The organism is Azonexus sp. (assembly GCF_030824335.1).
Taxonomy (GTDB): domain Bacteria; phylum Pseudomonadota; class Gammaproteobacteria; order Burkholderiales; family Rhodocyclaceae; genus Azonexus.
In genome coordinates this window covers 1-25,102 of sequence record NZ_JAVBXX010000033.1, presented here as the reverse complement: position 1 = coordinate 25,102, position 25,102 = coordinate 1, and the positions used below count along the sequence as shown (strand labels likewise).

Annotated in this window: 23 protein-coding genes; 12 read left to right on the top strand and 11 right to left on the bottom strand. The window is 59.7% G+C overall.

The genetic code is table 11. The features are described from left to right. Positions 1-13 precede the first annotated feature (13 nt). From RCI20_RS15490 to RCI20_RS15480, 3 genes are all read left to right on the top strand, one after another. The gene (locus RCI20_RS15490) at positions 14-1,030 is read left to right on the top strand and encodes a CDP-6-deoxy-delta-3,4-glucoseen reductase (protein WP_306607070.1); all 1,017 of its coding nucleotides are present in this window, start codon (positions 14-16) and stop codon (positions 1,028-1,030) included. A 27-nt stretch (positions 1,031-1,057) separates the two neighbouring features. Continuing rightward, positions 1,058-1,672, top strand: a complete 615-nt coding sequence (locus RCI20_RS15485) for a LysE family transporter (RefSeq protein WP_306607068.1) — start codon at positions 1,058-1,060, stop codon at positions 1,670-1,672. A 110-nt stretch (positions 1,673-1,782) separates the two neighbouring features. After that, the gene (locus RCI20_RS15480) at positions 1,783-2,340 is read left to right on the top strand and encodes a putative metalloprotease CJM1_0395 family protein (protein WP_306607066.1); all 558 of its coding nucleotides are present in this window, start codon (positions 1,783-1,785) and stop codon (positions 2,338-2,340) included. A gap of 46 nt (positions 2,341-2,386) precedes the next feature. On the opposite strand, the gene RCI20_RS15475 is transcribed toward RCI20_RS15480, so the two are convergent. The 8 genes from RCI20_RS15475 to RCI20_RS15440 form a co-directional block, all read right to left on the bottom strand. Then, entirely contained in the window at positions 2,387-3,007 is a 621-nt protein-coding gene (locus RCI20_RS15475; RefSeq protein ID WP_306607064.1) for a TetR/AcrR family transcriptional regulator, read from the bottom strand. 108 nt (positions 3,008-3,115) lie between these two features. Then, complete coding sequence (locus tag RCI20_RS15470) at positions 3,116-6,082, bottom strand: EAL domain-containing protein (protein WP_306607062.1); 2,967 nt, start codon at positions 6,080-6,082, stop codon at positions 3,116-3,118. 187 nt (positions 6,083-6,269) lie between these two features. Beyond that, positions 6,270-6,974 carry an ABC transporter ATP-binding protein gene (locus tag RCI20_RS15465; protein WP_306607060.1) on the bottom strand — a complete coding sequence of 235 codons (705 nt, stop codon included), beginning with the start codon at positions 6,972-6,974 and terminating at the stop codon, positions 6,270-6,272. Beyond that, a complete protein-coding gene (locus tag RCI20_RS15460; protein WP_306607058.1) occupies positions 6,967-7,728 on the bottom strand; it encodes an ABC transporter ATP-binding protein in 762 nt (253 codons plus the stop codon). Before RCI20_RS15460 ends, RCI20_RS15465 begins: the two co-directional genes overlap by 8 nt. Beyond that, the gene (locus tag RCI20_RS15455) at positions 7,725-8,822 is read right to left on the bottom strand and encodes an ABC transporter ATP-binding protein (protein ID WP_306607055.1); all 1,098 of its coding nucleotides are present in this window, start codon (positions 8,820-8,822) and stop codon (positions 7,725-7,727) included. Before RCI20_RS15455 ends, RCI20_RS15460 begins: the two co-directional genes overlap by 4 nt. Further along, the gene (locus RCI20_RS15450; protein WP_306607053.1) at positions 8,819-8,947 is read right to left on the bottom strand and encodes a hypothetical protein; all 129 of its coding nucleotides are present in this window, start codon (positions 8,945-8,947) and stop codon (positions 8,819-8,821) included. The genes RCI20_RS15455 and RCI20_RS15450 overlap by 4 nt, the downstream gene beginning before the upstream one ends. Further along, on the bottom strand, positions 8,944-9,867 hold the full coding sequence (locus RCI20_RS15445; RefSeq protein ID WP_306607051.1) for a branched-chain amino acid ABC transporter permease: 924 nt from the start codon (positions 9,865-9,867) through the stop codon (positions 8,944-8,946). Before RCI20_RS15445 ends, RCI20_RS15450 begins: the two co-directional genes overlap by 4 nt. A 71-nt stretch (positions 9,868-9,938) precedes the next feature. After that, on the bottom strand, positions 9,939-11,294 hold the full coding sequence (locus RCI20_RS15440; RefSeq protein WP_306607050.1) for a branched-chain amino acid ABC transporter substrate-binding protein: 1,356 nt from the start codon (positions 11,292-11,294) through the stop codon (positions 9,939-9,941). 226 nt (positions 11,295-11,520) lie between these two features. Here RCI20_RS15440 and RCI20_RS15435 point away from each other — a divergent pair, with 226 nt between their 5' ends. From RCI20_RS15435 to RCI20_RS15425, 3 genes are all read left to right on the top strand, one after another. After that, the gene (locus tag RCI20_RS15435; RefSeq protein WP_306607048.1) at positions 11,521-15,042 is read left to right on the top strand and encodes an indolepyruvate ferredoxin oxidoreductase family protein; all 3,522 of its coding nucleotides are present in this window, start codon (positions 11,521-11,523) and stop codon (positions 15,040-15,042) included. Positions 15,043-15,112: 70 nt separating this feature from the next. Continuing rightward, the gene (locus tag RCI20_RS15430) at positions 15,113-15,862 is read left to right on the top strand and encodes a class I SAM-dependent methyltransferase (RefSeq protein ID WP_306607046.1); all 750 of its coding nucleotides are present in this window, start codon (positions 15,113-15,115) and stop codon (positions 15,860-15,862) included. 6 nt (positions 15,863-15,868) lie between these two features. Beyond that, positions 15,869-17,947 carry an ATP-binding protein gene (locus RCI20_RS15425; RefSeq protein ID WP_306607044.1) on the top strand — a complete coding sequence of 693 codons (2,079 nt, stop codon included), beginning with the start codon at positions 15,869-15,871 and terminating at the stop codon, positions 17,945-17,947. Here the strand turns inward: RCI20_RS15425 and RCI20_RS15420 are convergent. Continuing rightward, the gene (locus RCI20_RS15420) at positions 17,944-18,606 is read right to left on the bottom strand and encodes a response regulator transcription factor (protein WP_306607042.1); all 663 of its coding nucleotides are present in this window, start codon (positions 18,604-18,606) and stop codon (positions 17,944-17,946) included. The genes RCI20_RS15425 and RCI20_RS15420 overlap by 4 nt on opposite strands. Before the next feature lie 91 nt (positions 18,607-18,697). Between RCI20_RS15420 and RCI20_RS15415 the strand changes: the two genes are divergently transcribed. Next, positions 18,698-19,159 carry a PhaM family polyhydroxyalkanoate granule multifunctional regulatory protein gene (locus tag RCI20_RS15415; RefSeq protein WP_306607040.1) on the top strand — a complete coding sequence of 154 codons (462 nt, stop codon included), beginning with the start codon at positions 18,698-18,700 and terminating at the stop codon, positions 19,157-19,159. A 4-nt stretch (positions 19,160-19,163) separates the two neighbouring features. Here RCI20_RS15415 and RCI20_RS15410 read toward each other — a convergent pair whose 3' ends face one another. Then, positions 19,164-20,060 carry an AEC family transporter gene (locus RCI20_RS15410; RefSeq protein ID WP_306607038.1) on the bottom strand — a complete coding sequence of 299 codons (897 nt, stop codon included), beginning with the start codon at positions 20,058-20,060 and terminating at the stop codon, positions 19,164-19,166. 96 nt (positions 20,061-20,156) lie between these two features. Between RCI20_RS15410 and RCI20_RS15405 the strand changes: the two genes are divergently transcribed. From RCI20_RS15405 to RCI20_RS15385, 5 genes are read left to right on the top strand one after another with little or no spacing between them, the layout of a single operon-like run. Further along, the gene (locus tag RCI20_RS15405) at positions 20,157-20,618 is read left to right on the top strand and encodes an NfeD family protein (protein WP_306607036.1); all 462 of its coding nucleotides are present in this window, start codon (positions 20,157-20,159) and stop codon (positions 20,616-20,618) included. 5 nt (positions 20,619-20,623) lie between these two features. Continuing rightward, complete coding sequence (locus tag RCI20_RS15400; protein ID WP_306607034.1) at positions 20,624-21,478, top strand: SPFH domain-containing protein; 855 nt, start codon at positions 20,624-20,626, stop codon at positions 21,476-21,478. A 15-nt stretch (positions 21,479-21,493) separates the two neighbouring features. Next, complete coding sequence (locus RCI20_RS15395) at positions 21,494-22,777, top strand: hypothetical protein (RefSeq protein ID WP_306607032.1); 1,284 nt, start codon at positions 21,494-21,496, stop codon at positions 22,775-22,777. A 41-nt stretch (positions 22,778-22,818) separates the two neighbouring features. Next, a complete protein-coding gene (locus RCI20_RS15390) occupies positions 22,819-23,205 on the top strand; it encodes a hypothetical protein (protein WP_306607030.1) in 387 nt (128 codons plus the stop codon). Next, on the top strand, positions 23,205-24,386 hold the full coding sequence (locus RCI20_RS15385) for a GGDEF domain-containing protein (RefSeq protein ID WP_306607028.1): 1,182 nt from the start codon (positions 23,205-23,207) through the stop codon (positions 24,384-24,386). The genes RCI20_RS15390 and RCI20_RS15385 overlap by 1 nt, the downstream gene beginning before the upstream one ends. A 45-nt stretch (positions 24,387-24,431) precedes the next feature. Here RCI20_RS15385 and RCI20_RS15380 read toward each other — a convergent pair. Next, positions 24,432-25,102, bottom strand: a 671-nt coding sequence (locus RCI20_RS15380; RefSeq protein ID WP_306607025.1) for a CoA transferase, incomplete at its 5' end; no start/stop codon positions are given.

The following is a 25,102-nucleotide window of genomic DNA, read 5'->3' as shown; positions in this document are numbered from 1 at the left end:
CCAAGGGGAACCGATGCGCTACCAAGTGACAGTCCAGCCAAGCGGCCGCCAGTTTGCGGCTGAAACCGATGAAACCCTGCTCGACGCCGCGCTGCGCCAGGGCCTGACCATGCCTTACGGCTGCAAGGACGGCGCCTGTGGCGCCTGCAAGGGACAGGTGATGTCCGGCAGTGTCGAGCATGGCATGGCTCAGCCACACGCCCTGACCGATCAGGAAAAGACCGCCGGACTGGCGCTCTATTGTTGCGCCCGCCCCACCAGCGATTTGACCATCGAATGCAAGCAGTTGCGCTCGGCGCACGACATCCCGGTCAAGACCCTGCCGGCCCGTATCGAAAAGCTGGAACGACTGGCGCCGGATGTGATCGAGATTCACCTGCGCCTGCCGGCCAATGAACATTTGCAATTCCTCGCCGGCCAGTACATCGACATCCTGCTCAAGGACGGCCGCAAACGCAGTTTTTCGCTGGCCAATGCGCCGCGCGACGACGGCATGCTCGAATTGCACATCCGCCATGTCCCCGGCGGCTTCTTCACCGAGCAGGTGTTCACCACCATGAAGGTGCGCGACATCATGCGTTTCAATGGGCCGCACGGCAGCTTCCATTTGCACGACGACTCGAGCAAGCCGGTCATCCTGCTCGCCGGCGGCACCGGCTTCGCGCCGATCAAGGGCATCGTCGAACAGGCACTGGCCACCGACTGCAAGCGTCCGCTGCATATCTATTGGGGCGCCAAGGCCCGCGTTGATCTCTATCAACACGAACTGCCTGAACGCTGGGCGGCCGAACACACGCATATCAAGTACATCCCGGTGCTTTCCGAAGCCACCGCAGAAGACGCGTGGGGCGGTCGTTGCGGGCTGGTGCACCAGGCGGTCGTCAGCGACTTCCCGGACCTTTCCGGGCACCAGGTGTATGCCTGCGGTTCGCCAGTCATGATCGGCGTGGCCAAGCAGGAATTCGTCAATGTCTGCGGCCTGCCGGAAGAAGAGTTTTTTTCCGATGCCTTCACTTTTGCCAGCAACTGAAGACATGCCAAGAGCGGGGGATTTCCTATGTTGGGGGTAAGCGATTACGGTGCATTCATCGTCGCCATCATCGTTTTTCTAATGGTCCCCGGCCCGGGAAATCTCGCTTTATTGACGTCGACCGCAAAAGGCGGCGTTCGGGGCGGCATGGCGGCATGCCTTGGCGTCATTCTCGGCGACCAGGTATTGATGTGGCTGGCCGTGGCCGGGGTAGCGGCGCTGCTCAAGGCCAACCCAGCCCTCTTCCACGGCGTGCAATGGCTCGGCGCTGGCTATCTGGCCTGGCTGGGATGCCGGATGCTGCTGGCCAAACCTGGCGCGGCGCCGGTACTCGAGATCAAGCCCCGGCATTATCTCCGCCAGGCCATGATGATCACGCTGCTCAACCCGAAAGCCATCATTTTCTACATGGCCTTCTTTCCGCTCTTCGTTGATCCGGCACAACATCTCGGGTTGGTCACCTTCGCCTTCATGGCCGCGACCATCGCTTGCCTGACCCTGCTTTACTGCATCATTGCCATCGCGCTCTCCCGCGCCTTGAGCAAACATCTGCAGAGCAATCCGAAAGTATCAATTTTTCTGGAAAAACTGGCTGGCGTCCTGCTGATCAGTTTCGGCCTCAAACTGCTGACAGGCCGCTAGGAAAGTCGCACTGAAGTTGCTTTATTGCACAAGCTGATTAAGATGAAAACAAGGGTCCTCGCTCCAGTGCCTGTTATCGTGCATTGAAAATACGCTATGCAATCTGTGCCATGAACATCTCCGGCGTTTCCTCCTCCAGCAGTTATTACGCCTCAACCGGCAACCGGTCTGAGCGGGTTGCTGCATCCAATGGAGAAACGCCGAAGCAACCGACGGATGCAGAAAAGAAAGCAGGGGAACTCAGCCCGGAAGAGGCCAACCAGGTCGCCAAGCTGAAGGAAACCGACCGCAAGGTGCGCATGCATGAGGCGGCACACATGGCAGCCGGCGGCGGCATGATTACCTCGGGGGCCAGCTACACCTACCAGAAAGGCCCGGACGGCGTCAGTTACGCCACCGGCGGCGAAGTCGGCATCGACACGTCACCCGGCAGAACGCCGGACGAAACGATCAGCCGTGCCCAGCGAATTCGTGCCGCAGCACTGGCGCCAGCCGAACCCTCCGGCCAGGATATTGCGGTCGCCGGGCAAGCCACGCAGATGGAGCAACAGGCGAGAATGGAAAAGGCGCAGGAAAAACGGGAAGCCGCGAGCAGCCAGGGGAAAGTCGAAAACTTCTATGGCGCAAAAACCAGCGACACCGGCAGCAAGGTGAGTGCCTACGCCTGAAAACTACGGCTGTGGCTGCGTGCGCTGACCAGCAGCGACTAAGACCTCAGGAAAGCGCCTTACCAGAGCCATCTTTCATCCCCGGCAGAACGAGTTCAGCCAGTTCCTCGGCCAGCCGCTCCGGCGGCAGATCCGCACCTGGCGAATACCAATGCACCGTCCAGTTCAGCGCACCAAACAGCAAGCGGTGTAGCAAAGACTCCTTGATTCCGCCTTTGGCAGCAGGCGCCAATCGACGCAAGCAATTTTTCCAGATGGTTTCGTAGCGCTCCATCAGCACCATGACTTCGGCTCGCGCCGCATCCGACAACTCACGGGATTCATAGAGCAGCACCGTGACAAAATCCCGCGTCGGCGCATCGTGCAAGAATCCGACATGCTGCCGCATCAAGGTACGCAAGCGCTCCTCCGGCGTCATTCTGCGCCGTTCCAGCGCCTCGGCACCGAGCAGCACCTGACGCATGCCCTCGATGGCAATGGCATCGAGAATTTCACGCTTGCTCTTGAAATGGCAAAAGGTGGAACCGGAAGCGATGCCCACCGTATTGGTGATATCGCGAATGGTTGAGGCACCAAATCCTTTGTCACGAAACAGTGCCGCAGCAGCAACCAATATTTCGCCGCGTCGATTATTTTGCGCACACCGGGTCTTTGTGTTCTTTTTCATCGGTCAGTCCCCCATGAATGGAGAGTACCGGCGCTTCTCGAAACGCGTCGCATCCGCCACCACAGTAGATGAGAATGCGTCGTAAAGCTAACTATTTCGCAATCAGGGTTATTGCATGCCGGGGATGAAACTGGCGACGGCACCTGCCGGTATCGGACGGCTGTAAAGAAATCCCTGCGCTTTTTCGCAGCCGCCATCCATCAAGAAAGCCAGTTGCTCACAGGTTTCCACGCCTTCCGCCACGACCTCCAGGCCCAGCGCTTTGGCCAGGGCCAGCACGGCAAGGACAATCGCGCCGTTATTCGGCTTGCTTTCCATTTCGAGCAGGAAGGAACGATCAATTTTCAAACGATCAACCGCGAACGTACTCAGGTAAGTCAGGGATGAATAACCCGTGCCAAAATCATCAAGCGTCAGATACACACCCAAATCTTTCAGGCCGCGCAGGGTTTGCTGCACCCGCGGGGTATTCGTCATCAAGGCACTCTCGGTCAACTCCAGTTCCAGCCTGTGCGGCGCCAGCCCCGTATCGCTCAACACGCGGGTCACGATTTCGACCAAGGCGGCCTGTTCGAGTTGCCGCGGCGATACGTTAACTGCCACCCGCTCATTCCCCTGGCGCTGATGCGTCCAGCGAACGGCCTCGCGACAGGCGGCTTCGAGCACCCACTCGCCCAGCGGCAGAATCAGCCCGATTTCCTCGGCGACCGGGATGAAATCGCAAGGCTCGATCCAACCGTGTTCTGGGTGTTGCCAACGCAGCAAGGCTTCCCAGCCAATGACCCGGCCACCACCAACCTCGAACTGTGGCTGGTAGTGCAACTGGAACTCTTTACGCTCCAAGGCCAGCCGCATGTCCCTTTCCAGACGGTGCCGCGCCCGTACTTCGTCATTCATCCGGGCTTCAAAGAACATCCAGGCGTTGCGCCCGGCAGCCTTGACTTGATACATGGCGATATCGGCGGCCTGCAGCAGGCCATCAAGATCGCCGCTATCCCCAGGATAAAGACTGATCCCGATACTCGGCGAGGTATGCAAACAATGCATGCCCACCGTTACCGGGCGCGCCAGTGCGGCGCGAATTTTTTCCGCTACCGGCACAATGTCGCGCGGATCGGCTATACCGGCCAACAACACGACGAACTCGTCCCCGCCCAATCGGGCGACGGTATCGCCACCACGCACACAAGCGTTGAGGCGCCGCGCCACCTCGACCAGCAACTGGTCGCCGACCTGATGACCGAGACTGTCATTGACCTGCTTGAAGCGATCCAGGTCGATCAGCAACAAAGCTACGCCATGATCGCCACGACGGGCCGTGGCCAACAATTTGCCCATCCGGTCCTCGAGCAAGCGACGATTGGGCAGCCCGGTCAAGGCATCGTGGCGCGCCAGATAATCGATTCTCTCCTCGTGAGCCTTGCGCTCGGAAATATCGGCGAACAGCGCAACATAGCGGGTATTTCCGTGCGGCAGACGCACGGCATTGATACACAACCACTTCGGATAAATCTCGCCGTTTTTGCGTTGGTCCCAGATTTCTCCATGCCAATGATCTTCCTCAAGCAGGCAGCGCCACATCTCATGATAGAAATCCGCATCATGACGATCTGAGCGAAGAATGCGCGGATTCTGGCCAATGGCGTCTTCCGGCAAATACCCGGTAATCAGCGTAAACGCCGGGTTGACCCGGAGAATCGTGCCATCGCCGTCAGCGACCAGGATCGCCTCCGGACTGTATTCGAAGACCTCCTCGGCCAAGCGCAATTGCTCATCCGCCACTCGACGGCTGGTCACATCCTGAATGGTCAGGACAATGAGCCCGCTCTCGTCGCATGTAGGCGACGACACGAACTGCGCCGGAAAAGCTTGCTCCCGCCCACGCGACAACAGCATTGCCTCGAAGGCTTGAGCATGCGCCAGACGGTCTGGCAACTCTTCGCTCTGCCCGGTTTCCGGCGACAAACAACTGAAAACCTCCTGGACCGGCTGGCTGATTGCCTCGCACGCCTTCAAGCCAAGCAACGCTTCTGCCGCTGGATTGAGAAAGCGCACACGATGCGGCGGCACATCCTCGATCCCGATCACGCCTTCGGCAATCGCACTGACGATGCTCTGGCTCATTTCGTTGGCACGAGCAATCGCCGCTTGGACCTCCAGCGCCTTGCGCTGGGAAATGTCCACCGCCATTCCGAGAAAACCCTGCAAGGCTCCTGCCTCGTCCTTCACCGAGCTGACCGAGAGGAGAACCGGGATTCTTCCCCCATCCCGGCGAATGAAAGTCCATTCGCGCTCTTCGGCGATCCCGCGCCGCGCCTTGGCGACGAAAACCTCGAAACCTGGCTCGACCGGCTCGCCCAACTCCTCAGCCAGACTGCGCGCACGGGCAAGTACTTCGTTCCTGTCGTGGATCTTTTCCGGCGTACACAAACCAACCAATTCCGCCGCCGGATAATCCAGCATGCGCTCAGCGGCCTGATTGAAGCTGACGATCAGCCCATTGGTATCGGTCGCGATAATTGCCAGATTGGCGCTGTCGAGCAACGCCTTGCGCCACTCATTGAGCGCCATCAAGCGTTCATTGTGGATGCTCCGCTCCAGTTCGTGGCCGATCCATTGCGCCATCAGCTTGAGAAACAGGAAATCCTCTTCCGGATGCGGATGGTCAGCCCCCTGCAGACTGGCAAAACTGACAGTACCCCAAGGCACCCCATCGACCAGGATACGGGCACCCAGATAAGCTTCCAGATGAGATTTACCAAAACACGGATGCTGTTCCCACGCCGAACCCGTCGCCTGATCGAAGCCAACCGGGTTGGCGGAGGCAATCGTCACATTGCAATAGGTTTGATCAAGGGCCAGGCGCGCCCCGGATTGCAACTCCGGCCCGGCGGATGCCGCCGCAACGATTTCATAAACCTTATCGACAATCCGGGCAATGCAACCGATTTCCAGTTCAAAGGTCTGTCGCCCCAGTTCGAGAAGCGCCTGGAGTTTTTCGTCCATGACCAACTGATGATCGGCCGTGATCGCATGCAGCGCGGTGATGCGCTCGTAAGCAAGGGCGTGGGTCATAGGGCTTGGTGCCGACAGGCGTGTTTTCTCGACAAACAGGGATGAAATTGACAGCTAAATAACCGCCGGGTCGATTTTGTCTCAGCGCAATGACGCGGACAACCCGCAAGCGTCATTTTTGATGCACTGCAGCACGATTTGTTGCCCGAAGCTGACAAGCATGCGCTTTCCCGACCAAACCCGTGGGTTATTCGCCGAGATAGGCGGCCCGCACCTTGGGATCATGCAATAGTGCAGTCGACTCGCCATTCAGCGTGATTTCCCCGCTTTCCATGACATAGGCGCGCTGACTGGATTCCAGTGCCAACCTGGCATTCTGTTCGATCAACAGAATGGTCATGCCATCGGCGGCCACGTTGCGGATGACCTCGAAGATTTTCTGCACCATGATCGGCGCCAACCCCATCGACGGCTCGTCGAGCAGCAACAATTTTGGCCGGCTCATCAGCGCCCGGCCGATCGCCAGCATTTGCTGCTCGCCACCGGAAAGCGTACCGGCCAACTGGTCTTCCCGCTCCTTCAGGCGCGGGAAATAGCCATACATGCGTTCAAGATCGGCTGCGATCCCAGCCTTGTCATCGCGCACGTAAGCGCCCATGCGCAGATTCTCGAGTACCGACATCCGGGGAAGCATGCCGCGCCCTTCCGGGACCAGCGCAATACCCTTGCGGATGATTTCATGCGGTGCGATACGGCCGATTTTTTCGCCGCAGAAATGCACATCGCCGCCAACCGCGTTGATCATGCGCGAAATCGCTTTCAGCGTCGTCGTCTTGCCGGCGCCGTTGGCACCGATCAGGGCGACCGTCTCGCCTTCGTTCACATGGAAGGTGATGCTGCGCACCGCCTGGATGCCGCCATAAGCGACGTGGAGTCCGGTTACTTCAAGCACCTAGATAAGCCTCAATCACACGTTGATCTTTTTGCACGACAGCCGGCACATCTTCGATGACCAGCGCCCCGTAATCCAGTACCGCAACGCGGTCGCACAAGCCCATGACCAGCTTGACGTCATGCTCGATCAGCAAGACCGTCGTGCCGTCCTGGCGAATGCCTTCGATCAGCGCCCGCAACTCGCCAGTCTCGGTGGCATTCATGCCGGCCGCCGGCTCGTCCAGGCACAGAAGTTTCGGCTCGGTAGCCAGGGCGCGGGCGATTTCCAGCCGACGCTGGTCGCCATAGGAGAGATTCTTGGCCAGATCGTCGGCGCGATCTTCGATGCGCACGTAATGCAGCAACTCCATCGCCTTCTGCCGGATGGCCGCCTCCTCGGCGCGCGTCGCCTTGCTCTGCAGCATGGCACCGACCACCCCGGCAGCGGTGCGCACATGGCGCCCGACCATGACGTTTTCCAGCGCCGTCATGTTGCCGAACAGACGAATATTCTGGAAGGTCCGGGCAATGCCGCGTTCAGCCGCCTGATGCGGCGCATCGGCCTTGAGCGGTTGGCCGTCAAAGACAAAACCGCCGCCATCCGGAATGTACAAGCCGGTCATGCAGTTGAAAAAAGTCGTCTTGCCAGCCCCGTTCGGCCCGATCAGGCCATAAATTTCGCCACGCCGGATGCTCAGCGAGACATCGCGCAGAGCTTTGACCCCACCGAAGTGCTTGGCCACGGCATTTGCCGCGAGAAGAACATCGCTCATTTGACCGCCTCCGCCGTTGTCTGGGTCACAGCCACACAAGCTTTCTGTGTTTGTTCCCGACTACGCTCCGGTGCCGGCCACAGACCGGCCGGCTTGAAGCGCATGACGAGGACCAGGGCCAGCCCGAAGACCAGCATGCGCAGGCTTTCCGGATCGACCAAAACCTTGCCGAACAGGCTCATCTGCACCGGCACCACGGCGTAGCGCAAGACTTCCGGCAGGAAGGTCAGCAGCACGGCACCGAGAATGACGCCGGGAATATGGCCCATGCCGCCGAGCACGACCATCGCCAGCACCATGATCGACTCGATCAGCGAGAAGCTCTCCGGCGAAACGAAACCCTGCATGGCCGAGAAGATGCCGCCGGCAATGCCGCCAAAACTGGCGCCCATGGCAAAGGCCAGCAACTTGATGTTGCGCGTGTTGATACCAACCGCCTTGGCAGCGATCTCGTCCTCGCGGATTGCCTGCCAGGCCCGGCCAATGCGTGAATGCTGCAGGCGCAGGTTGATGATGATGACGAGAATCGCCAGCGCAACCAGCAGGAAATAGTATTTCTGCGGTCCACTGACCGCAAAGCCGAAAATCTGGCTGGTCCCGGCAAATTTGAAACTGCCGATCGTCACCGGATCGATCAGCGTGATCCCCTGCGGCCCGTTGGTGATATTGACCGGCGAATTCAGGTTATTCAGGAAAATACGCACGATCTCGCCAAAGCCCAGCGTGACGATGGCCAGATAATCGCCCCGAAGCTTCAGCGTCGGCGAACCGAGCAGCACCCCGAACACGCAGGCCATCAGCGCACCGATCGGCAAGATGGCCCAGATCGGAAAATGCAGGCCGAAGTGCGGACTGGCCAGCAAGGCCCAGGTGTAGGCGCCGACCGCATAGAACGCGATGTAACCCAGATCGAGCAGACCGGCAAAGCCGACGACGATGTTCAAACCGAGCGCCAGAAATACGTAGAGGATGGCGAAATTGAGAATGCGCACCCAAGCCTGACCGCCCATACCAACCACAAAGGGCAGCGCGACCAGCGCAATGGTAATCAGCGCAATTCCTGCGGTCGACCGCGGAGAAAGCCAGTTTTTCATGCATGCTCCGATGCGAAGGCAAGACGAGGCGGCAAGCCGACCGCTGACGAGACAGTGCTGCTGCACGGCAAGGAAGCGGGTGGCGCAGCCAACGAAGTATTGGTGAGTAGCGGGGCGTGCATCATGCGCGGTCTCCCGTTTTTTCGCCGAACAAACCCGACGGCTTGAACATCAGCACGATGATCAACACGACAAAAGCAAAAATATCCTGGTAGTGACTGCCGAGAAAACCGCCGGTGAAATCGCCGATATAACCGGCGCCCAGCGCTTCAATGATGCCGAGCAACACACCGCCGGCCATCGCGCCGGCCAGGTTGCCGATACCGCCGAGCACCGCTGCCGTGAAGGCTTTCAGGCCGAGCATGAAACCCATCTGGTAGTGGGCGATTTCGTAATAGCTGCCGACCATCACTCCGGCTACGGCCGCCAGCGCCGAACCGACAACAAAGGCAGCGGCAATGACCCGGTTGGTGTTAACGCCGAGCAAGCTGGCCACCGCCGGATTCTGTGCCGTGGCGCGCATCGCCATGCCGAGCTTGGTGCGATAGACGAGGAATACCAGACCGCCCATCATCGCAGCCGAGAGCAGCACGATGGCGACCTGGACCAGCGTGAAATGGGCGCCGGCGAATTCGAAATTGACCTTCGGCAGCAAGGGCGGGAAGGTCAGGTAATTGCGCCCCCAGATGATCATCGCCAGATTTTGCAGCACGATGGACATACCGATGGCGGTAATCAGCGGCGTCAGGCGCGGCGAGCCGCGCAAGGGCCGGTAGGCGATGCGCTCCAGGCTCCAGCCGAGCGCCATGCAAACCAGCATGGCGGCAATCAGGCCGCCCAAACCGGCCAGCCCGAGCGGTACGCCGGCTGCGGCCAGGGTACTGGTCACGGTGATGCTGACCAGGGTACCGATCATGACCACTTCGCCATGGGCGAAGTTGATCAGTCCCATGATGCCGTAGACCATGGTGTAGCCCAACGCGACCAGTGCGTAGATGCTGCCCTGGACCAGACCGTTGATGATTTGCTGCAGGAAAATATCCATTTTGAATCCGTTGACCGCAAGATAAGGAAACGGCACCTCGCGGTGCCGTTTCTGTCAGCAGTTCAATTAACTTACTTCTTCTCGACTGCTGCCTTGACCGTATCGGCCGCGCCCTTGACGGCTTCTGCGCCGGTCTTGACTGCCTCGGCACCGCTCTTCACGGCATCGGCACCGACTGCCGTTGCTGCGCCGGCGACGGCCTGAGCCGCATCCTTCACTTCAGCGACGGCCTCGGCAACCGGGCTGCCACCCAGCGTCTCGACATAAGCCAGCGTACCGCCCTGGTACTTGTAGATGGAGATGGCACCACCCTTCAGGTCGCCGAATTCGTCGAACTCGATCTTGCCGCTGACGCCTTCCATGTTGGTCTTGCCGATTTCCGGCAGGTACTTGGCCGGCTCGACGGAGTTGGCACGCTTCATGGAGTCGGCGATGACCATCACGGCATCGTAGACGTTCGGCGCATAGAGCTGGATTTCATAGCCGAACTTGGCGGTGAACTTGCTCTTGAACTCCGGTCCTTTGGCCAGTTGTTCCAACGGAACCCCCGGCAGCGAACAGAACTGGCCTTCCGTGGCCGGCCCGCCCAGCTTCATGAATTCCGGTGTACAAACGCCATCGCCGCCGAGGAACTTGGCCTTCAAGCCCAGCTCCTTCATCTGCTTGGCCAGCGGGCCACCCTGGGCATCCATGCCGCCGAAGAAGACCAGATCGGCCTTCTTGGACTTGATCTTGGTCAGGATGGCCTTGAAATCGGTCGCCTTGTCATTGGTGTATTCGTCAGCCACCACCTTGATACCATTGGCTTCGGCGGACTTGCGGAATTCGTCCGCCAGACCTTGACCATATGCCGTGCGGTCATCAACGATGGCCACGGTCTTGACGCCTTGCTTGGCAGCGAACTCACCCAGCACCTTGCCCTGCTGCACATCGTTGGCCATCACGCGGAAAGCCGTCGTGAAACCCTGCTGCGTGTATTTCGGATTGGTCGCCGACGGCGAAACCTGCGGCAGGCCGGCATCGAAATACAGTTTGGATGCCGGGATGGTGGTACCGGAATTCAGGTGACCAACCACGCCATTGACCTTCGCATCGACCAATTTCTGGGCAACGATCGTGCCCTGCTTCGGATCAGCCTGGTCATCTTCTGCCAGCAACTCGAACTTGACCTTGGCACCACCGATTTCCAGAGCCTGCGAATTCAGTTCCTCGATAGCCAGAATAGCAGCGCTCTCGTTGTCTTTGCCCAAATGGGCTTGCGGGCCGGTCATCGGGGCGACGTGACCGAGCTTGACCACAATCTCCGGCTTGGCGGCCGGCACAACCGGGGCGGCAACGGGCGCCGGCGGCGCTTCCTTTTCGCCACAGGCGGAAAGGGCAAAAGCTGCAACAACGGAGAGGGCAACTACAGAAAGCTTTGCTTGCATTGGTATATCTCCTGATCTGAAGGGGGTGGCAAAATCGAACAGTCTGATTCTGCGCATGCATACGGTACACGTCAATAACAGAAAACACCTAAATGTCCTGAAAAATAGCCGGCGCTTGCTGGAACGCATGGCCTGATGCACACTCGAATCAGAAAACACGGCGCGCCGACATCCCGGCGTGCACGATGCGTAAAAACGCCCACAAGGCGTTAAACGGAGACACATCATGGGTGCCCCCCTCCTGCCACCAACGGTGGCCGACGCGCTGGACGACCGGTATACACGACACAGCGGCCGGGTTTACCTGACCGGCACCCAGGCGCTGATCCGCCTGCCCATGCTGCAACGCGAACGCGACCTTGCCGCCGGGCTCAATACCGCCGGCTTCATTTCCGGCTATCGGGGCAGTCCGCTGGGCAATCTCGATCTCGGGCTGTGGAAAGCCAGACAACACCTGGCAGAACACCACGTCGTATTCCAGCCGGGCATCAACGAAGACCTGGCCGCCACCGCCGTCTGGGGCAGCCAGCAAGTCGGCCTGTTTCCCGGCGCAAAGTACGATGGCGTATTCGGCCTGTGGTACGGCAAGGGGCCGGGCGTAGACCGGTGCGGCGACGTATTCCGCCATGCCAACGCCGCCGGCTCGGCCAGATTCGGCGGCGTCCTGGTCATTGCCGGCGACGACCACGCCGCCAAGTCATCGACCTTGCCGCATCAAACCGAGCATGTGTTCAAGGCGGTCATGATGCCGGTGCTCTACCCGGCCAATGTTCAGGAATATCTCGATTTCGGCCTGCACGGCTGGTCGATGAGCCGTTACTCCGGCTGCTGGGTGGCCTTCAAGGCGCTGGCCGATACCGTTGAAACTTCCGCCTCGGTGACTATCGATCCGGCTGCGGTCAACATCGTTTTACCGGACGATTTCACCCTGCCCGAAGACGGACTCAACATTCGCTGGCCCGACCCGCCGCTGGCCCAGGAAGCCCGCCTGCTCAACACCAAGCTTTACGCCGCGCTGGCGTATTGCCGGGCCAATCGGCTCGACCGACTGGTCATCGATTCGCCCAGCCCGCGTCTCGGTATTCTCAGCGCAGGTAAAAGCTATCTCGACGTGCGCCAGGCGCTGGATGAACTCGGCATCGACGACGCACTGGCCGCACAGATCGGCATCCGTTTGTACAAGGTCGGCATGGTCTGGCCGCTGGAGCCGGAAGGCGTCCGTCACTTTGCCCAAGGACTGGAAGAAATCCTCGTCGTCGAGGAAAAACGCCAACTGCTCGAATACCAGTTGAAAGAGGAACTCTACAACTGGCGGGATGACGTCCGGCCGCGCGTCGTCGGCAAATTTGACGAAAAAGGCGAGTGGACCGTAACACCGGAGGCCGGTGGCTACCTGGCCCACAGCGACTGGCTGCTCCCCGCTGCCGGGGAGCTTTCGGTCGCCCAGATCGCCCGCGTCATCGCCGAACGCATCGGGCGATTCTTTACCTCACCGGCCATTCATGCCCGGCTGCAACTGCTTGAGGCCAAACAGCGGACGACACTGCCGACAATGGTTCTGGCCGAGCGCAAACCGCACTTCTGTTCCGGTTGCCCGCACAACACCTCCACCCGCGTACCCGAAGGATCGCGCGCCGTCGCCGGCATCGGTTGCCATTACATGGTGACCTGGATGGATCGACACACCTCGACCTTCACGCACATGGGCGGCGAAGGCGTTCCCTGGATCGGTCAAGCTCCGTTCACCAACGAAACCCATATCTTCGCCAACCTCGGCGACGGCACCTATTTTCATTCCGGCCTGCTCGCCATCCGTCAGGCGCTCAGCGCCTTCCCGCTCGCCCCGCTCGACGGCAAGAAACAGCCGGGCATCACCTACAAGATTCTCTACAACGATGCCGTGGCGATGACGGGTGGCCAGCCGGTCGACGGCACATTGAGCGTCGCCAGAATGACTCGCCAGCTAGCCGCTGAGGGCGTGGCGCGCATTATCATCGTAGCCGCCGAGCCGGAGAAATACCGCCAGATCACCGACCTCGCGCCCAACGTGCCAGTCCGCCACCGCGACGAGCTGGATGCCGTGCAACGCGAACTGCGCGAACATCCTGGCGTTTCGGTACTCATCTACGATCAGGTCTGCGCGACCGAGGCACGGCGGCGGCGCAAACGTGGCAAGCTGCCGCCCGTTACCCGGCGCATATTCATCAACGAAGCGGTCTGCGAAGGCTGCGGCGATTGCTCCGTACAATCCAACTGCCTATCCATCACGCCGGTCGAAACGGCGCTCGGCACCAAACGCCGGATCGACCAGTCGTCCTGCAATCAGGATTTTTCCTGCGTCAAAGGCTTCTGTCCGAGCTTCGTCAGCGTCGAAGGCGGCCGACTGAAGTCGGGCGCGCCGCTGGCGACAGACGACAACACGCCGGACGAAACGGCTTCAGCGCACTTGCCCGAGCCTTGCCTTCCCGCAACCCGCCAACCGTACAACCTCTTGCTCACCGGCGTTGGCGGCACCGGCGTCATCACGCTCGGCGCCTTGATCGGCATGGCGGCCCATCTCGACGGCAAGGGCGTATCGGCACTGGACATGACCGGGCTGGCCCAAAAGTTTGGCGCGGTTTTTTCCCATCTGCGCATCGCCGACCGGCCGGAAGACATTCACGCGGCACGCATCGCCACCGGCGAAGCGCATGCCATTCTCGGCGGCGATCTGGTCGTCAGTTCGGGCAGTGAGGCATTGGCAAAAATGCTGGCCGGCCACACGCGGGCAGTGATCAGCAGCAGCGCTACGCCCACGGCGGAATTCACGCGCAACCGCGACTGGCAGTTCCCCGCGGACGCCATGCAGCAACGGCTGATCGACACGCTGGGCAAAACGGCGATCGACTTCATCGATGCCCAGGCGCTGGCCAGCCGCCTGATGGGCGACGCGATTTACGCCAATCTGTTGCTCCTCGGTTACGCCTGGCAAAAAGGGCTGGTGCCGATTTCGGCCAACGCCATCGATCAGGCCATCGTACTGAATGCTGCTGCGGTCGACGCCAATCAACAGGCATTTTTGTGGGGCCGCCGGGTCGCCGTCGATCCGGAAAAGTTTTCAGTTTTGCCCGATGCCGCGGCAACATCACCGCAGACACTGGACGATTTGATTGCCCGGCGCATTGCGCACCTGACGGACTATCAGAACGCGGCGCTGGGCGAACGTTATCGCCAGCGCGTGAGCGCTATCCGTGCGCTCGGCGACGAGGCGCTGAGCCGCAGCGTCGCCACCCAGTACGCACGCCTGCTGGCGCCCAAGGACGAATACGAAGTCGCCCGACTGTACACCGAAGGCAATTTCGCCAAACAGCTGGCAGCGACTTTCACCGGCGACTATGCCCTGACTTTCCATTTCGCCCCGCCCGGCCTGGCTCGTCCCGGCCCGGATGGACGGCCGAAGAAAATGCGCTTTGGCGCCTGGCTGTGGCCGCTCCTCAAGCTGCTGGCCAAGGCCCGTGGTCTGCGCGGCAGTTGGCTTGATCCCTTCCGTTTCGGCGAAGACAGGGCAGTCGACCGCAACATGCTGAGCGATTACGAAGCCGACCTTGCCTTGCTGATCGAGACGGCCGGATCAAGTAACGCACAAGCCGAGCGGCGGTTACTGGCCGACTGGCCGTCGACGGTGCGCGGCTTCGGTCCGCTACGGCGGGCCAGTGCGGACGCCGTGCAAGCGCAGCGCAGGCTTTGGCGGCAAAAACTCGAATCCTGAATCCACTGGAGCGTACCAATTCCAGCTCAGGAGATCGGCCGAATGACGCCGCAATGGCATAATCCCGCCCATGTCTTCGACCCCAACCCGACAACTGGCCCTGCAAGGCGCCGCCGTCATTCTCGTCCTGTCACTGGCCTGGCCTTACTTCGGCTGGCAAAGCGACGCCATGCCCTGGCTGGAAACCAGCCTGAGCATCGGCGCAGTTGCCTTGGCCCTCGCCACCCTGTCGCGTCAACCCTGGTGGTGGCGCGTGATCCACGCGCTGTTCATGCCGCTGATCTGGCTGACGCACAGTCTGGCCATCGACCCCGGCTGGTTCCTGTTGGCCTTCATCCTGTTGCTACTGGTCTATCGCGGCGCGTTGACCGGACAAATACCGCTCTACCTGTCCAATCGGGAGACGGTCGATGCGCTGGACGAACTGCTCGGCGAACTCGAAGCGCAACGCTTTCTCGATCTGGGTGCCGGCGTCGGCAGCACGGTAATCCCGCTCGCCGACCGTTGGCCGGAACGCCATTTCACCGGCGTCGAAAATGCCCCGCTGACCTGGTTGACCGGAAAACTCCATGGGCTGGGCAGAAACAATCTGGATTGGCGCTGGGAAGACTTGTGGCGCATGCCACTGCACGAATTCGACGTGGTCTACGCCTTTCTCTCGCCAGTGCCAATGCCCGAACTATGGAAAAAAGCCCAGGCCGAAATGCGTCCGGGCAGCTTTTTCATCAGCAACAGTTTTCCTATCCCCGGCGTGGCACCGACCCGGGTCATCGAAGTTGCCTGCATGCCACCGCGCCCGCTGTACTGCTATCGTCTCTGACCTGCGATGATCAACCGCAAGCCGGAAAAGCTCGCCCTGATTGTTGCGCTGGCCAGCACCTTGACCGTTTTATTCGTCGTGCTGGCCGACCTCACCCTGTCCTACCAACGCGACCTGGAGAGCGGCGAAAAACGTTTGCAGCAGTTCTCGGTCATGATGGCAGAACACACTGCCCGCTCTTTTGAAGCCGTCGACCTGCTGATCAACGAAATTTCGACAGACCTTTCCGGCAATCGTACCGACTGGAATGAATGGACCGACGTCCGCGGCTGGGAATACATCGCCCAGCGCCACTCGCGGGCGATGCCACAACTGCGTGACCTGATCATTTTCGACGCACAGGGACGACAGCGCTTCGTTTCAACCTATTTCCCTCCTCCCCAGATCAACGTACGCGATCGTCCGTATTTCGTTACGTTGGAGAAAGGCGCTCAGCGTACGACTTTCGGCCCGTACATCGGGCGCAATTCGGGGCAGTACAGCTACGCCATTGCCCGGCGACTCAGCAGTACCGACAATCGCTTTACCGGCGTTGCCTTCGCCTCCATCGAGCCGGCCTACATGCAGGACTTCTGCTGGGCCAACCGCCTGTCCGACGATTTCGACGCGGTCCTCACCAATAGTCGCGGCGAGATCATCGCCTCTTGCCGCCCGACCGATCTAAGCCACCACTCTTCGATGCTCGGCCAGCCGGCCGGAAAAATCCTGTTCGATGGCCGGGCCGCCGACCTGATTCCGGACCATGGCCAGGCTCGGGGCAACGGCCTGCTGATTGCCGCATCCCCGGTGCCAGGCTTTCCCGAACTCCGCCTGCTCGCCCTCATTCCGCAGGATGTGGCAATGGCCAACTGGAAAAACCGCCTTCTGGAGATCGGCACGCTGGGGATACTGCTCTGCTTGATCCTGCTGTTTGGCGCCCGAATGATGCGCCTCCAATTGATCGAACTGCGCTCGATGGCCGAAGCCCTGGCCGAAAACCGGGATCAACTGGAAACCCGGGTGCATGAAGCTACCGCCGCCCTGGCCTGCGAGAAGGATGCGGCCGAACGGGCCAACGCAGCGAAAAGTCGCTTCCTGGCGGCAGCCAGTCACGATTTGCGCCAGCCTCTGCACGCGCTTTCGCTATTCACCACCGATTTACTGCGCCAGGCACACGCTGGGCGGCTGCGCGAAGTCCCGCGGATCGCCGAACAGATCAATGCCTCAACCCAGACACTAGGCGAAATGCTCAACGCCCTGCTCGACATTTCACGACTCGACATCGACGGGATCAAACCGGATATCCAGACATTTCCGCTGGCATCCGTCTTTAAGCGTCTGCATGACGCCTTCCATCGCCAGGCCGACGCACACCAATTGCGTCTGCGTTTTCACCCGACACGGGAATATCTGAAAACCGACCCCAGACTCCTTGAGCGCATGATCGGCAACCTGATTTCAAATGCCATACGCTACACGCCTGCCGGCGGCAGCATTCTGGTTGGCGCCCGCCGGCAAGGGGAAAAAACCCGCATCGAAGTACGCGATAACGGCATCGGGATCGCCCGTGAAAACCGGGCTGCGATCTTTGCCGAGTTTTTCCAGGTCGCCAATACGGCCCGGGAACTGGATGGGGGACTGGGGCTGGGGCTGTCCATTGTCGAACGACTGGCCCGGGGACTGCATATTGAAGTATCCCTGGCGTCACAAATCAGCCATGGCACCACCTTCGGTCTGCTGGTCCCCCGCGGGCAGGCAGATACCCATGCCGTCATCCAACAAACCACAAAACTTGGCCGCGTTCATTTCATTGGCACATCGGAAGAACTGGCCGCCTGCAAACAATTGGTCGAGGCCTGGAACTACGAGTGCAGCCATGGTGACCGCCACTCAACCGAACAGCTGCCCGACGATACCGCCATCCTGTGCGATGCGGACAGCATCCCGGAAATCCTGCCCCGGATGCCGCTCATCATCCTCAACAGCACGCGTTCAGGCGATCTGCCGGAAAACGCCCACGCCTTGAATCTGCCACTCCGCCCAGCCCGCCTGCGCGCCCTCTTGCGGTCAACCTCGCTACGGCGGCAAAACTCGAGCAGCAGTTAGAAGACATTGGCGAAATCAATGCCGTAACGGGCAGCGGTGACCAGCGCTTGAGTCCGGCTATTCACACCCAGAGCCTTGAAAACCGCCGTGACGTGAATTTTTACCGTTCCCTCGGACAGATCAAGCTGATCGGCGATATCCCGATTCGACAAGCCGCGCATCATCAGGCAGAGCACTTGTGCCTGACGTTCCGTCAGGCCGATTTCTTCCGGTAGAACACTGACGCTGGAAGGCGGAACCGGGGTAGCGTCATCCATGCGGGCCAGCGGTTGACTGCTGGGCCGATAGATATTGCCAGCCAGCACCTCACGTACCGCATGCAGCAAGCCTTCGCCATTGAGTGCCTTGGGAATGAAACCCGACGCACCGAGATTCATCACCCGGGTCACCGTCGGCGTGTCGTCGAATGCTGAAACCACAACCACTGGCATGGCCGGGTAGCGCCGGCGCAGGATATCCAGGCCAGCAAAACCGTCAATACCGGGCAGCGCCAGATCGAGCAAGGCAAGATCGAAATCCCCTTCGTTATCCAGCACGCTGAGCGCCGTTTCAAAATCTGCGCTATCGAAAACGCTCACCTCGTCTTCAACCTGGGCCAGCAAACCGACCAGTCCTTCGCGAACCAGCGCATGGTCCTCTACCACCAGCAATTTGAGCATTTATGATTCCTTTATCATGAACATCTCTAATTTATCATTTCACCATGCAAAGTGGTTTAAGATCGAATCATCCAAACCAAGGGAGAGAGACATGTCCGAACAACAAGCAAACGATCCGCTCAATTTCATGCGCAACATGTGGGGCAACATGGGCTTTTCGCTTCCCGGCATGGTCGCACCGACCTTCGATCTGGAAGAGCTCGACAAACGGATCAAGGATCTGAAAGCCGTCGAGGGCTGGTTGCGCATGAATCTGTCCATGCTGCAGATGACGATTCAAGGCCTGGAGATGCAACGCACTACGGTCAACACCGTACAAACCATGGGTCAGATGGCCTCTGAAGCAGCCCGCAAAATGGGCGACCCGGCAGCCCCGGAAGCACCGGTAGCAGAGGCAGCCCCGAATAGTTTCGAAGCGGCCATGTGGCCATGGCAGATGATGGAGCAGATGCGCGAAAAAATGCAGCAAAGCGCCGATGCCGCGGCTGCCAGCCAGGCAGAAACGGGCGAGCCGGAAAAATCCAAGAATCGCCGGTCGACCGCAAAAAAATAGGCCATCAACCGATCAGCCACGCTGCCCACAGTGGCAGCGTGATCATCGCCCCCAGCGTACTCGCCGAAATCAGCCAAGCCACGCTCTTGCCATCGCCGCCCATACGCATCGCAAGAATGTAGGCGGACGAAGCCGTCGGCATCGCAGCAAACAGCACGACAATCTGGTAGTTCAGGGCCGACAGTCCGAGCAGCTTTCCAACACCAATAGCAATCAACGGCAACGCAAACAGTTTGACCGCCAGCAACCAGCTGGAGAATGCCCGGACCCCGCTTGTACCGCTCAAACGCAAGGCTGCACCGACGGTAATCAAGCCGAGGGCAATCGATGCATCAGCCAGGCGTTCGAGAAAAGCCAGCACCGGCAGTGGCGGCATGAAGCCTGCCAGGTTCAGGACAAATCCCGCCGTGGTCCCCCAGATCAGCGGATTTTTGGCCACCTCTCGCCACACGCCGACTTCGCCGTGACGGGCCAGCATCCAGACCGATGCGAAATTGGCCAACGGGACAGCCGCGCCGACGATCAGTCCCATTGTCGCGATCCCCGGTGCACCGAACAACATGCCGGCGACGGCCAGCGCAATGTACGAATTGAAGCGGTAACCACACTGAAACAGCGAGGCGTAAGTCAGCGCCGGCATGCGGGTAAACAGTTTGGGCAACAGAGCGAGCAGCATGCCGCCAAGCATTGCCGCGAAAGCCGTCGCCAGTAACGGCAAGGCAGCCGCAAGATCAAGCCGGGTGCGAATGATGGCATTGATCAGCAAGGCCGGAAACAGCACGAAATACACCAGCTTCTCAACCCCCTGCCAGAAATGGTCGCCCAAGTGCATCCAGCGCCGGATAGCCGCACCGAGCAGAATCAGGGCAAAATCGGGAAGCAGCAGGAGAATGGTCGCCATACGCGAATTCTAATCCTGCGGTCGACCGGCAATAATCCGTAAAAACCACAAATCCACCTTGACCCTGTCTGGCAAACCCGAAATACTCGAAACTCAATGGAGATCAACATGCATCCCGAGTGGTGGCACTGGTTCGTCGTCGGCATCCTGCTGGTTTTGGCCGAACTGGCCATCCCGGCATTCTTTGTCATCTGGTTCGGACTTGGCGCGCTGCTCGTCGGGGGAATCGTGTTTTTTGCCCCTGAACTCTCGTCGACCGCACAAATCGGCTTGTGGATCATCGCTTCACTGGCCATGGTCATCCTCTGGTTCCGTATTTTCAAGCGTAGCCGCGCCAAGACCCTCAGCGGCAGCGCCGACGGCGAGGTGATCGGCGAAATCGGTTTACTGACCAGCAATATCGCCCCGTTTGCCAAAGGTAAAGTGCGCTTTCAGCGTCCGTTGCTGGGCTCGGAAGAATGGGTTTGCCTGGCCGATGAAGCGATCAACGCGGGCGAGCGTGTCCGTGTCACCGCCATCGAAGGCAGTTTTCTCAAAGTGGTAAAAAACCGGGAGTAAAAATCATGGAAGAGGGATTGATCGTCAGCCTTGTACTACTCGTCTTCGCCGCTGTCACAATTGCCAAGGGCGTGCGCATCGTGCCGCAAGGCGAGGAATGGATCGTCGAGCGCCTGGGTAAATACCATGGCACGCTGAAACCCGGCCTCAACGTGGTCATTCCCTACATCGACCGCATCGCCTACCAGTTGATCACCAAGGACATCATCCTTGATGTGCAGGAGCAAGAAGTCATTACACGTGACAATGCGGTGATCCTGACCAACGCCATCGCCTTCATCAAGGTCACCGACCCGGTCAAGGCGGTCTATGGCATCACCGATTTTTCCGAAGCCATCCGCAACCTGATCATGACCACGCTGCGCTCCATCGTCGGCGAGATGGAACTCGACGCAGCGCTGTCCTCGCGCGACAAGATCAAGACCCGGCTGCGCGAAAGCATTGCCGACGAAGCGGTCGACTGGGGACTGACGGTGAAATCGGTCGAAATCCAGGACATCAAGCCATCGCCGTCGATGCAAAAGGCAATGGAGATGCAGGCTGCGGCAGAGCGCGAGCGCAAGGCCGTCGTCATCCGGGCTGAAGGTGCCAAGCAAGCGGCCATTCTGGAAGCGGAAGCACGGCTGGAATCGGCCAAACGCGACGCCAATTCCCAGGTCATGCTGGCCGAAGCGTCGGCCGAGGCGATCCGCCGCATCAGCGCAGCCATCGGCGACCAGACCGGCCCGATGTCCTACATGCTGGGCGAAAAATACATCGCCGCGTTGGAGCGCATGGGCGAGAAGGACAATGCCAAGGTCGTCGTGCTGCCAGCCGATCTTCAGGAAGCCGTGCGCGGCCTGTTCGGTCGCAAGGGCTGAGTAGCCAGGATCGTGATGCCTGCCCTCTCCCGCCATGCCGTGATTTTCGCCCTCAGCCTGGGAATGCTCATCTGCGGAACAATGCCGGCCAGGGCACAGGATCAAGATAGCGGGATTTCACCATGGCGAATCTCTGGCTACGGCTCTTTGAGCCATAGCTGGGACGACCGGAAAGACCTGGCGGCAATTCGCGATATCACCCAGCGCCCGGCCAATCTGCAGAAAACGGATGCAAGCTGGCGGCTGGACTCGCGACTGGGCGTGCAACTGGCCTATCGTTTCGCGCCGCAGATCGAAGGCGTCATTCAAGCCGTTGCCCGCGACCAGATCAGTCATAGCATCGACAATTCAATCGATCTGGCCTACCTCGATTTTCAACTGAATTCCGGCAACACATTGCGTTTGGGACGTATCGGCTACGCACCCTTCCTGATGAGCGATCACCGCAATCTCGGCTACGCCTACCCCTGGGTCCGCCCGCCACGCGAATTTTATAGCTGGATTCCGATTTTTTCCTTCGACGGTGGCGAACTGAGCCATGACATTTTTTATGGCGATACCCGCTGGCGCCTGCGCGGCCAATTTGGTCGCAGTGGTTTTGACATCCCGATGGGAACCAGAGACTTCAACTTCAAGGTCGACAATCTATGGAGCCTGTCGTTGTCACACCAGGCCGGCCCCTGGCGACTCCAGGCAGGGCTCTCCGGTTTCCGCAGCATTGTCGAGGCCGCGCCGCTAGCTAGCCTGCACGCAGGACTCGATCAACTTGCCGGCCTCAATATCGCTGGCATCAGCCGCGAAGCGGCGATGCTCCGCCGGGAAACATCGTTCAAGGGCAACGCCATCCGCTACTACACCTTGGGTGCAGCCTATGACGACGGACAATGGGTAAGCCAGGCCGAGTTCGGTTATTCGAACACTTCCCGAACCATCGCGCCATCCAGTCGCACGGCCTATCTAGCCATCGGACGTCGCCTGGGTGACTTTACGCCCTACCTGTTACTCAGCGCGAGTCGTCCAGACAAAGCAAAACTGAGCAGCAACACCGACTGGAGCGTAATCAACCAGGGCAGTACCCAGGCCATTGCCTACAGTGTCGTCAACAGCACCCGACTGGACCAGGAAACGCTGTCGCTCGGCACGCGCTGGGATTTCGACTCCCGCGCCGCCCTGAAACTGCAGTGGGATCACACGCGCATCCATCCTCTGGGATACGCCCTGTGGTTCCGGGATACGGAAATCAACACCCGCAGCAGCAAGGTGAATTTGGTCACCGTCAGTCTGGATTTCGTATTTTGATCGTGCGCCACCTCAAGTATCCACTCATTTTGATACTTGGCTTGCTGACTCAAACAGCCCGGGCCGACATTGTCATCATCGTCAATCCTGATAGTCCGCTTGCCGAGTTGAATCAGCAGAATGTTTCTGACCTGTATCTGGGTCGTACCCGCGCCATCCATGGTGCAGAGCGCTTCCTGATTCTCGACCAACCGCGCGACAGCGATCTGCGCAGCCGTTTCTTCGCCCAACTTAACGGCATGAGCCTGCGTAGCGTCAATGCTTACTGGGCACGCCTGCAATTCAGCGGCGACAGCCAGCCACCGATCCCGCTGAGCGACAGCAAATCTGTAGTCGAAACGGTCAGGCACAACCGCCTGGCGATTGGTTACATTGATGCAGCGGCCGTTACCAACGATGTCCGCCCCATTCTGACGCTCAGAAAATAATGCGCTATCGCCACGGCATCCAGCATCGCCTGGTCCTCTACGTCAGCTTGGTCCTGCTGGTCATTTCCGTACTGTTGGGTGGTATCGCCTATCGACTGGCTTTCGAGAAAGAGCTGCAAAACGCCGTATCTCTCGAGCAACTACTGGTCAAGACTGTGCAAGCCCAGGCTGAAGTAGCGGTATATGCTGAAAATACCAGTATTGCCGAAGGCATTATTGAAGGACTGTATGCCAATCCAAGCATTCTTGCCATCCGGATTACGGGATTAAACCCTGCCAAATTCAGCGCCGGCACGCTACCGGGTCCAGAGCAGCAGCAAGGCAGCGTCAGCGAATACCCCCTCTTTTCCCCGGTCGACGGCATCGAGGCCATCGGTAGCATTACCTTGTTCCGTAACGACGCGACAATCCATGCCGAGGCTGCGACCAATGCCCTGCACCAGACAGTGCTGCTACTTCTGCACATACTGATCACGGCATTCCTGATCGTGCTTTTTTCCCGCCACCTGGTCGGCAAACCAGTCGCCCAACTGGCTGAATCGCTCGCCGCAATCAAGCCAGGCAGCGGCGACCGAGTCAGCGTACCCACAGCCCATGCCAACAATGAAATCGGATCGCTTGCCCACAGTGCCAATGCACTGATTGAGGCGGCCGAAGAAGCCCTCGCCGAGGTTCAGGCGCTAGCCTCCACCGATGCGCTGACCGGCTTGCTCAACCGTCGTGCCTTCATGGCACGATTGGGCGATCAGCAGGCCCGACTACAACGGCAGGAATTGGCGCGGAGCAGCGTATTGATGCTCGACCTCGATCATTTCAAGCGAATCAACGATGCCTACGGTCATGCGGCAGGCGATGCCGTACTGCATCAGTTTGGCACCGTGCTGGCCGGGGAAATACGCAAAATCGACAGTGCCGGGCGAATTGGCGGTGAAGAATTTGCCATCCTGCTGCCAGAAACCGAACCGCAAGCTGCCTTCAACTTTGCCGAACGCTTACGCGTGCTCGTTGCGCAGAGCGAAATTTCCCATGAAGAACTAACGCTATCCATCACGGTCAGTATCGGCATTGCCAGTCTGACTGCCAGCGATAGCGACGCCGGCATGGCGCTGCTGCGCGCCGACCGCGCACTCTATGAAGCAAAACATGCCGGACGCAACCGGGTCGTCATCGACCCCCACTGAAATCCTGCTCTCCGATTTGCCTTGGGCAATCGGAACGCCTCAAGACTACGTCGAACTCACGGCAACGGCACCAAGAGCGACCAATCTTGCAATCTCTTCATCGGCCAAGCCCAGCGCGGCCAGACGCTCCAAGGTATGTTCGCCAAGCAATGGCGGTGGGCTTTGAATACCAGCCGGTGTGCGGGAAAGTCGTGGTGCGGGTGCCGGCTGCGTCACCCCTGCAACGTCGACGAACGCCTCTCGTGCCTGATTGTGCGGATGTGAAGGTGCCTCCTTCATTGAGAGCACCGGCCAGACACAATCGTCGGTGTCGTCAAACAGCCGCTCCCAATGGGCACGCGGCGCCCCCTTGAAAATGTCGACCAGGCGCGACTTCATGCCGGGCCAGCGCGTCGTATCGTATTGCTGACCAGCAAAGTCAGGGTCGCCGGCCAAGCCGAGTCGATCGATAAAGGTCTTGTAGAACTGGGGCTCAAGCGGACAAACACTGATCCACAACCCATCCAGGCACTGATAAACATCGTAAAACGGGGCGCTCGAATCGATCGCGCAATGTCCTTCCCATTCACCCAGCGCATCAAGATTAAACAAACCGTGTGCCAGAACGGCAGCCCCTTCGCACATCGCGGCATCGATGACCTGACCCTTGCCAGAGCGCTGGGCATCGAACAGGGCGCAACTGATGCCCCAGGCGAGCATCAACCCACCGCCCACCA

What these genes read in the sequence shown, in the direction of transcription:
- RCI20_RS15430 (WP_306607046.1), top strand. Translation starts at nt 15,113, where the DNA reads ATGTCTTCGACCCCAACCCGACAACTGGCCCTGCAAGGCGCCGCCGTC.
- RCI20_RS15415 (WP_306607040.1), top strand. Translation starts at nt 18,698, where the DNA reads ATGTCCGAACAACAAGCAAACGATCCGCTCAATTTCATGCGCAACATG.
- RCI20_RS15400 (WP_306607034.1), top strand. Translation starts at nt 20,624, where the DNA reads ATGGAAGAGGGATTGATCGTCAGCCTTGTACTACTCGTCTTCGCCGCT.
- RCI20_RS15440 (WP_306607050.1), bottom strand. Translation starts at nt 11,294, where the DNA reads ATGCAAGCAAAGCTTTCTGTAGTTGCCCTCTCCGTTGTTGCAGCTTTT.
- RCI20_RS15395 (WP_306607032.1), top strand. Translation starts at nt 21,494, where the DNA reads ATGCCTGCCCTCTCCCGCCATGCCGTGATTTTCGCCCTCAGCCTGGGA.
- RCI20_RS15410 (WP_306607038.1), bottom strand. Translation starts at nt 20,060, where the DNA reads ATGGCGACCATTCTCCTGCTGCTTCCCGATTTTGCCCTGATTCTGCTC.
- RCI20_RS15405 (WP_306607036.1), top strand. Translation starts at nt 20,157, where the DNA reads ATGGAGATCAACATGCATCCCGAGTGGTGGCACTGGTTCGTCGTCGGC.
- RCI20_RS15490 (WP_306607070.1), top strand. Translation starts at nt 14, where the DNA reads ATGCGCTACCAAGTGACAGTCCAGCCAAGCGGCCGCCAGTTTGCGGCT.
- RCI20_RS15435 (WP_306607048.1), top strand. Translation starts at nt 11,521, where the DNA reads ATGGGTGCCCCCCTCCTGCCACCAACGGTGGCCGACGCGCTGGACGAC.
- RCI20_RS15485 (WP_306607068.1), top strand. Translation starts at nt 1,058, where the DNA reads ATGTTGGGGGTAAGCGATTACGGTGCATTCATCGTCGCCATCATCGTT.
- RCI20_RS15420 (WP_306607042.1), bottom strand. Translation starts at nt 18,606, where the DNA reads ATGCTCAAATTGCTGGTGGTAGAGGACCATGCGCTGGTTCGCGAAGGA.
- RCI20_RS15445 (WP_306607051.1), bottom strand. Translation starts at nt 9,867, where the DNA reads ATGGATATTTTCCTGCAGCAAATCATCAACGGTCTGGTCCAGGGCAGC.
- RCI20_RS15460 (WP_306607058.1), bottom strand. Translation starts at nt 7,728, where the DNA reads ATGAGCGATGTTCTTCTCGCGGCAAATGCCGTGGCCAAGCACTTCGGT.
- RCI20_RS15425 (WP_306607044.1), top strand. Translation starts at nt 15,869, where the DNA reads ATGATCAACCGCAAGCCGGAAAAGCTCGCCCTGATTGTTGCGCTGGCC.
- RCI20_RS15455 (WP_306607055.1), bottom strand. Translation starts at nt 8,822, where the DNA reads ATGAAAAACTGGCTTTCTCCGCGGTCGACCGCAGGAATTGCGCTGATT.
- RCI20_RS15480 (WP_306607066.1), top strand. Translation starts at nt 1,783, where the DNA reads ATGAACATCTCCGGCGTTTCCTCCTCCAGCAGTTATTACGCCTCAACC.
- RCI20_RS15475 (WP_306607064.1), bottom strand. Translation starts at nt 3,007, where the DNA reads ATGAAAAAGAACACAAAGACCCGGTGTGCGCAAAATAATCGACGCGGC.
- RCI20_RS15385 (WP_306607028.1), top strand. Translation starts at nt 23,205, where the DNA reads ATGCGCTATCGCCACGGCATCCAGCATCGCCTGGTCCTCTACGTCAGC.
- RCI20_RS15450 (WP_306607053.1), bottom strand. Translation starts at nt 8,947, where the DNA reads ATGATGCACGCCCCGCTACTCACCAATACTTCGTTGGCTGCGCCACCC.
- RCI20_RS15470 (WP_306607062.1), bottom strand. Translation starts at nt 6,082, where the DNA reads ATGACCCACGCCCTTGCTTACGAGCGCATCACCGCGCTGCATGCGATC.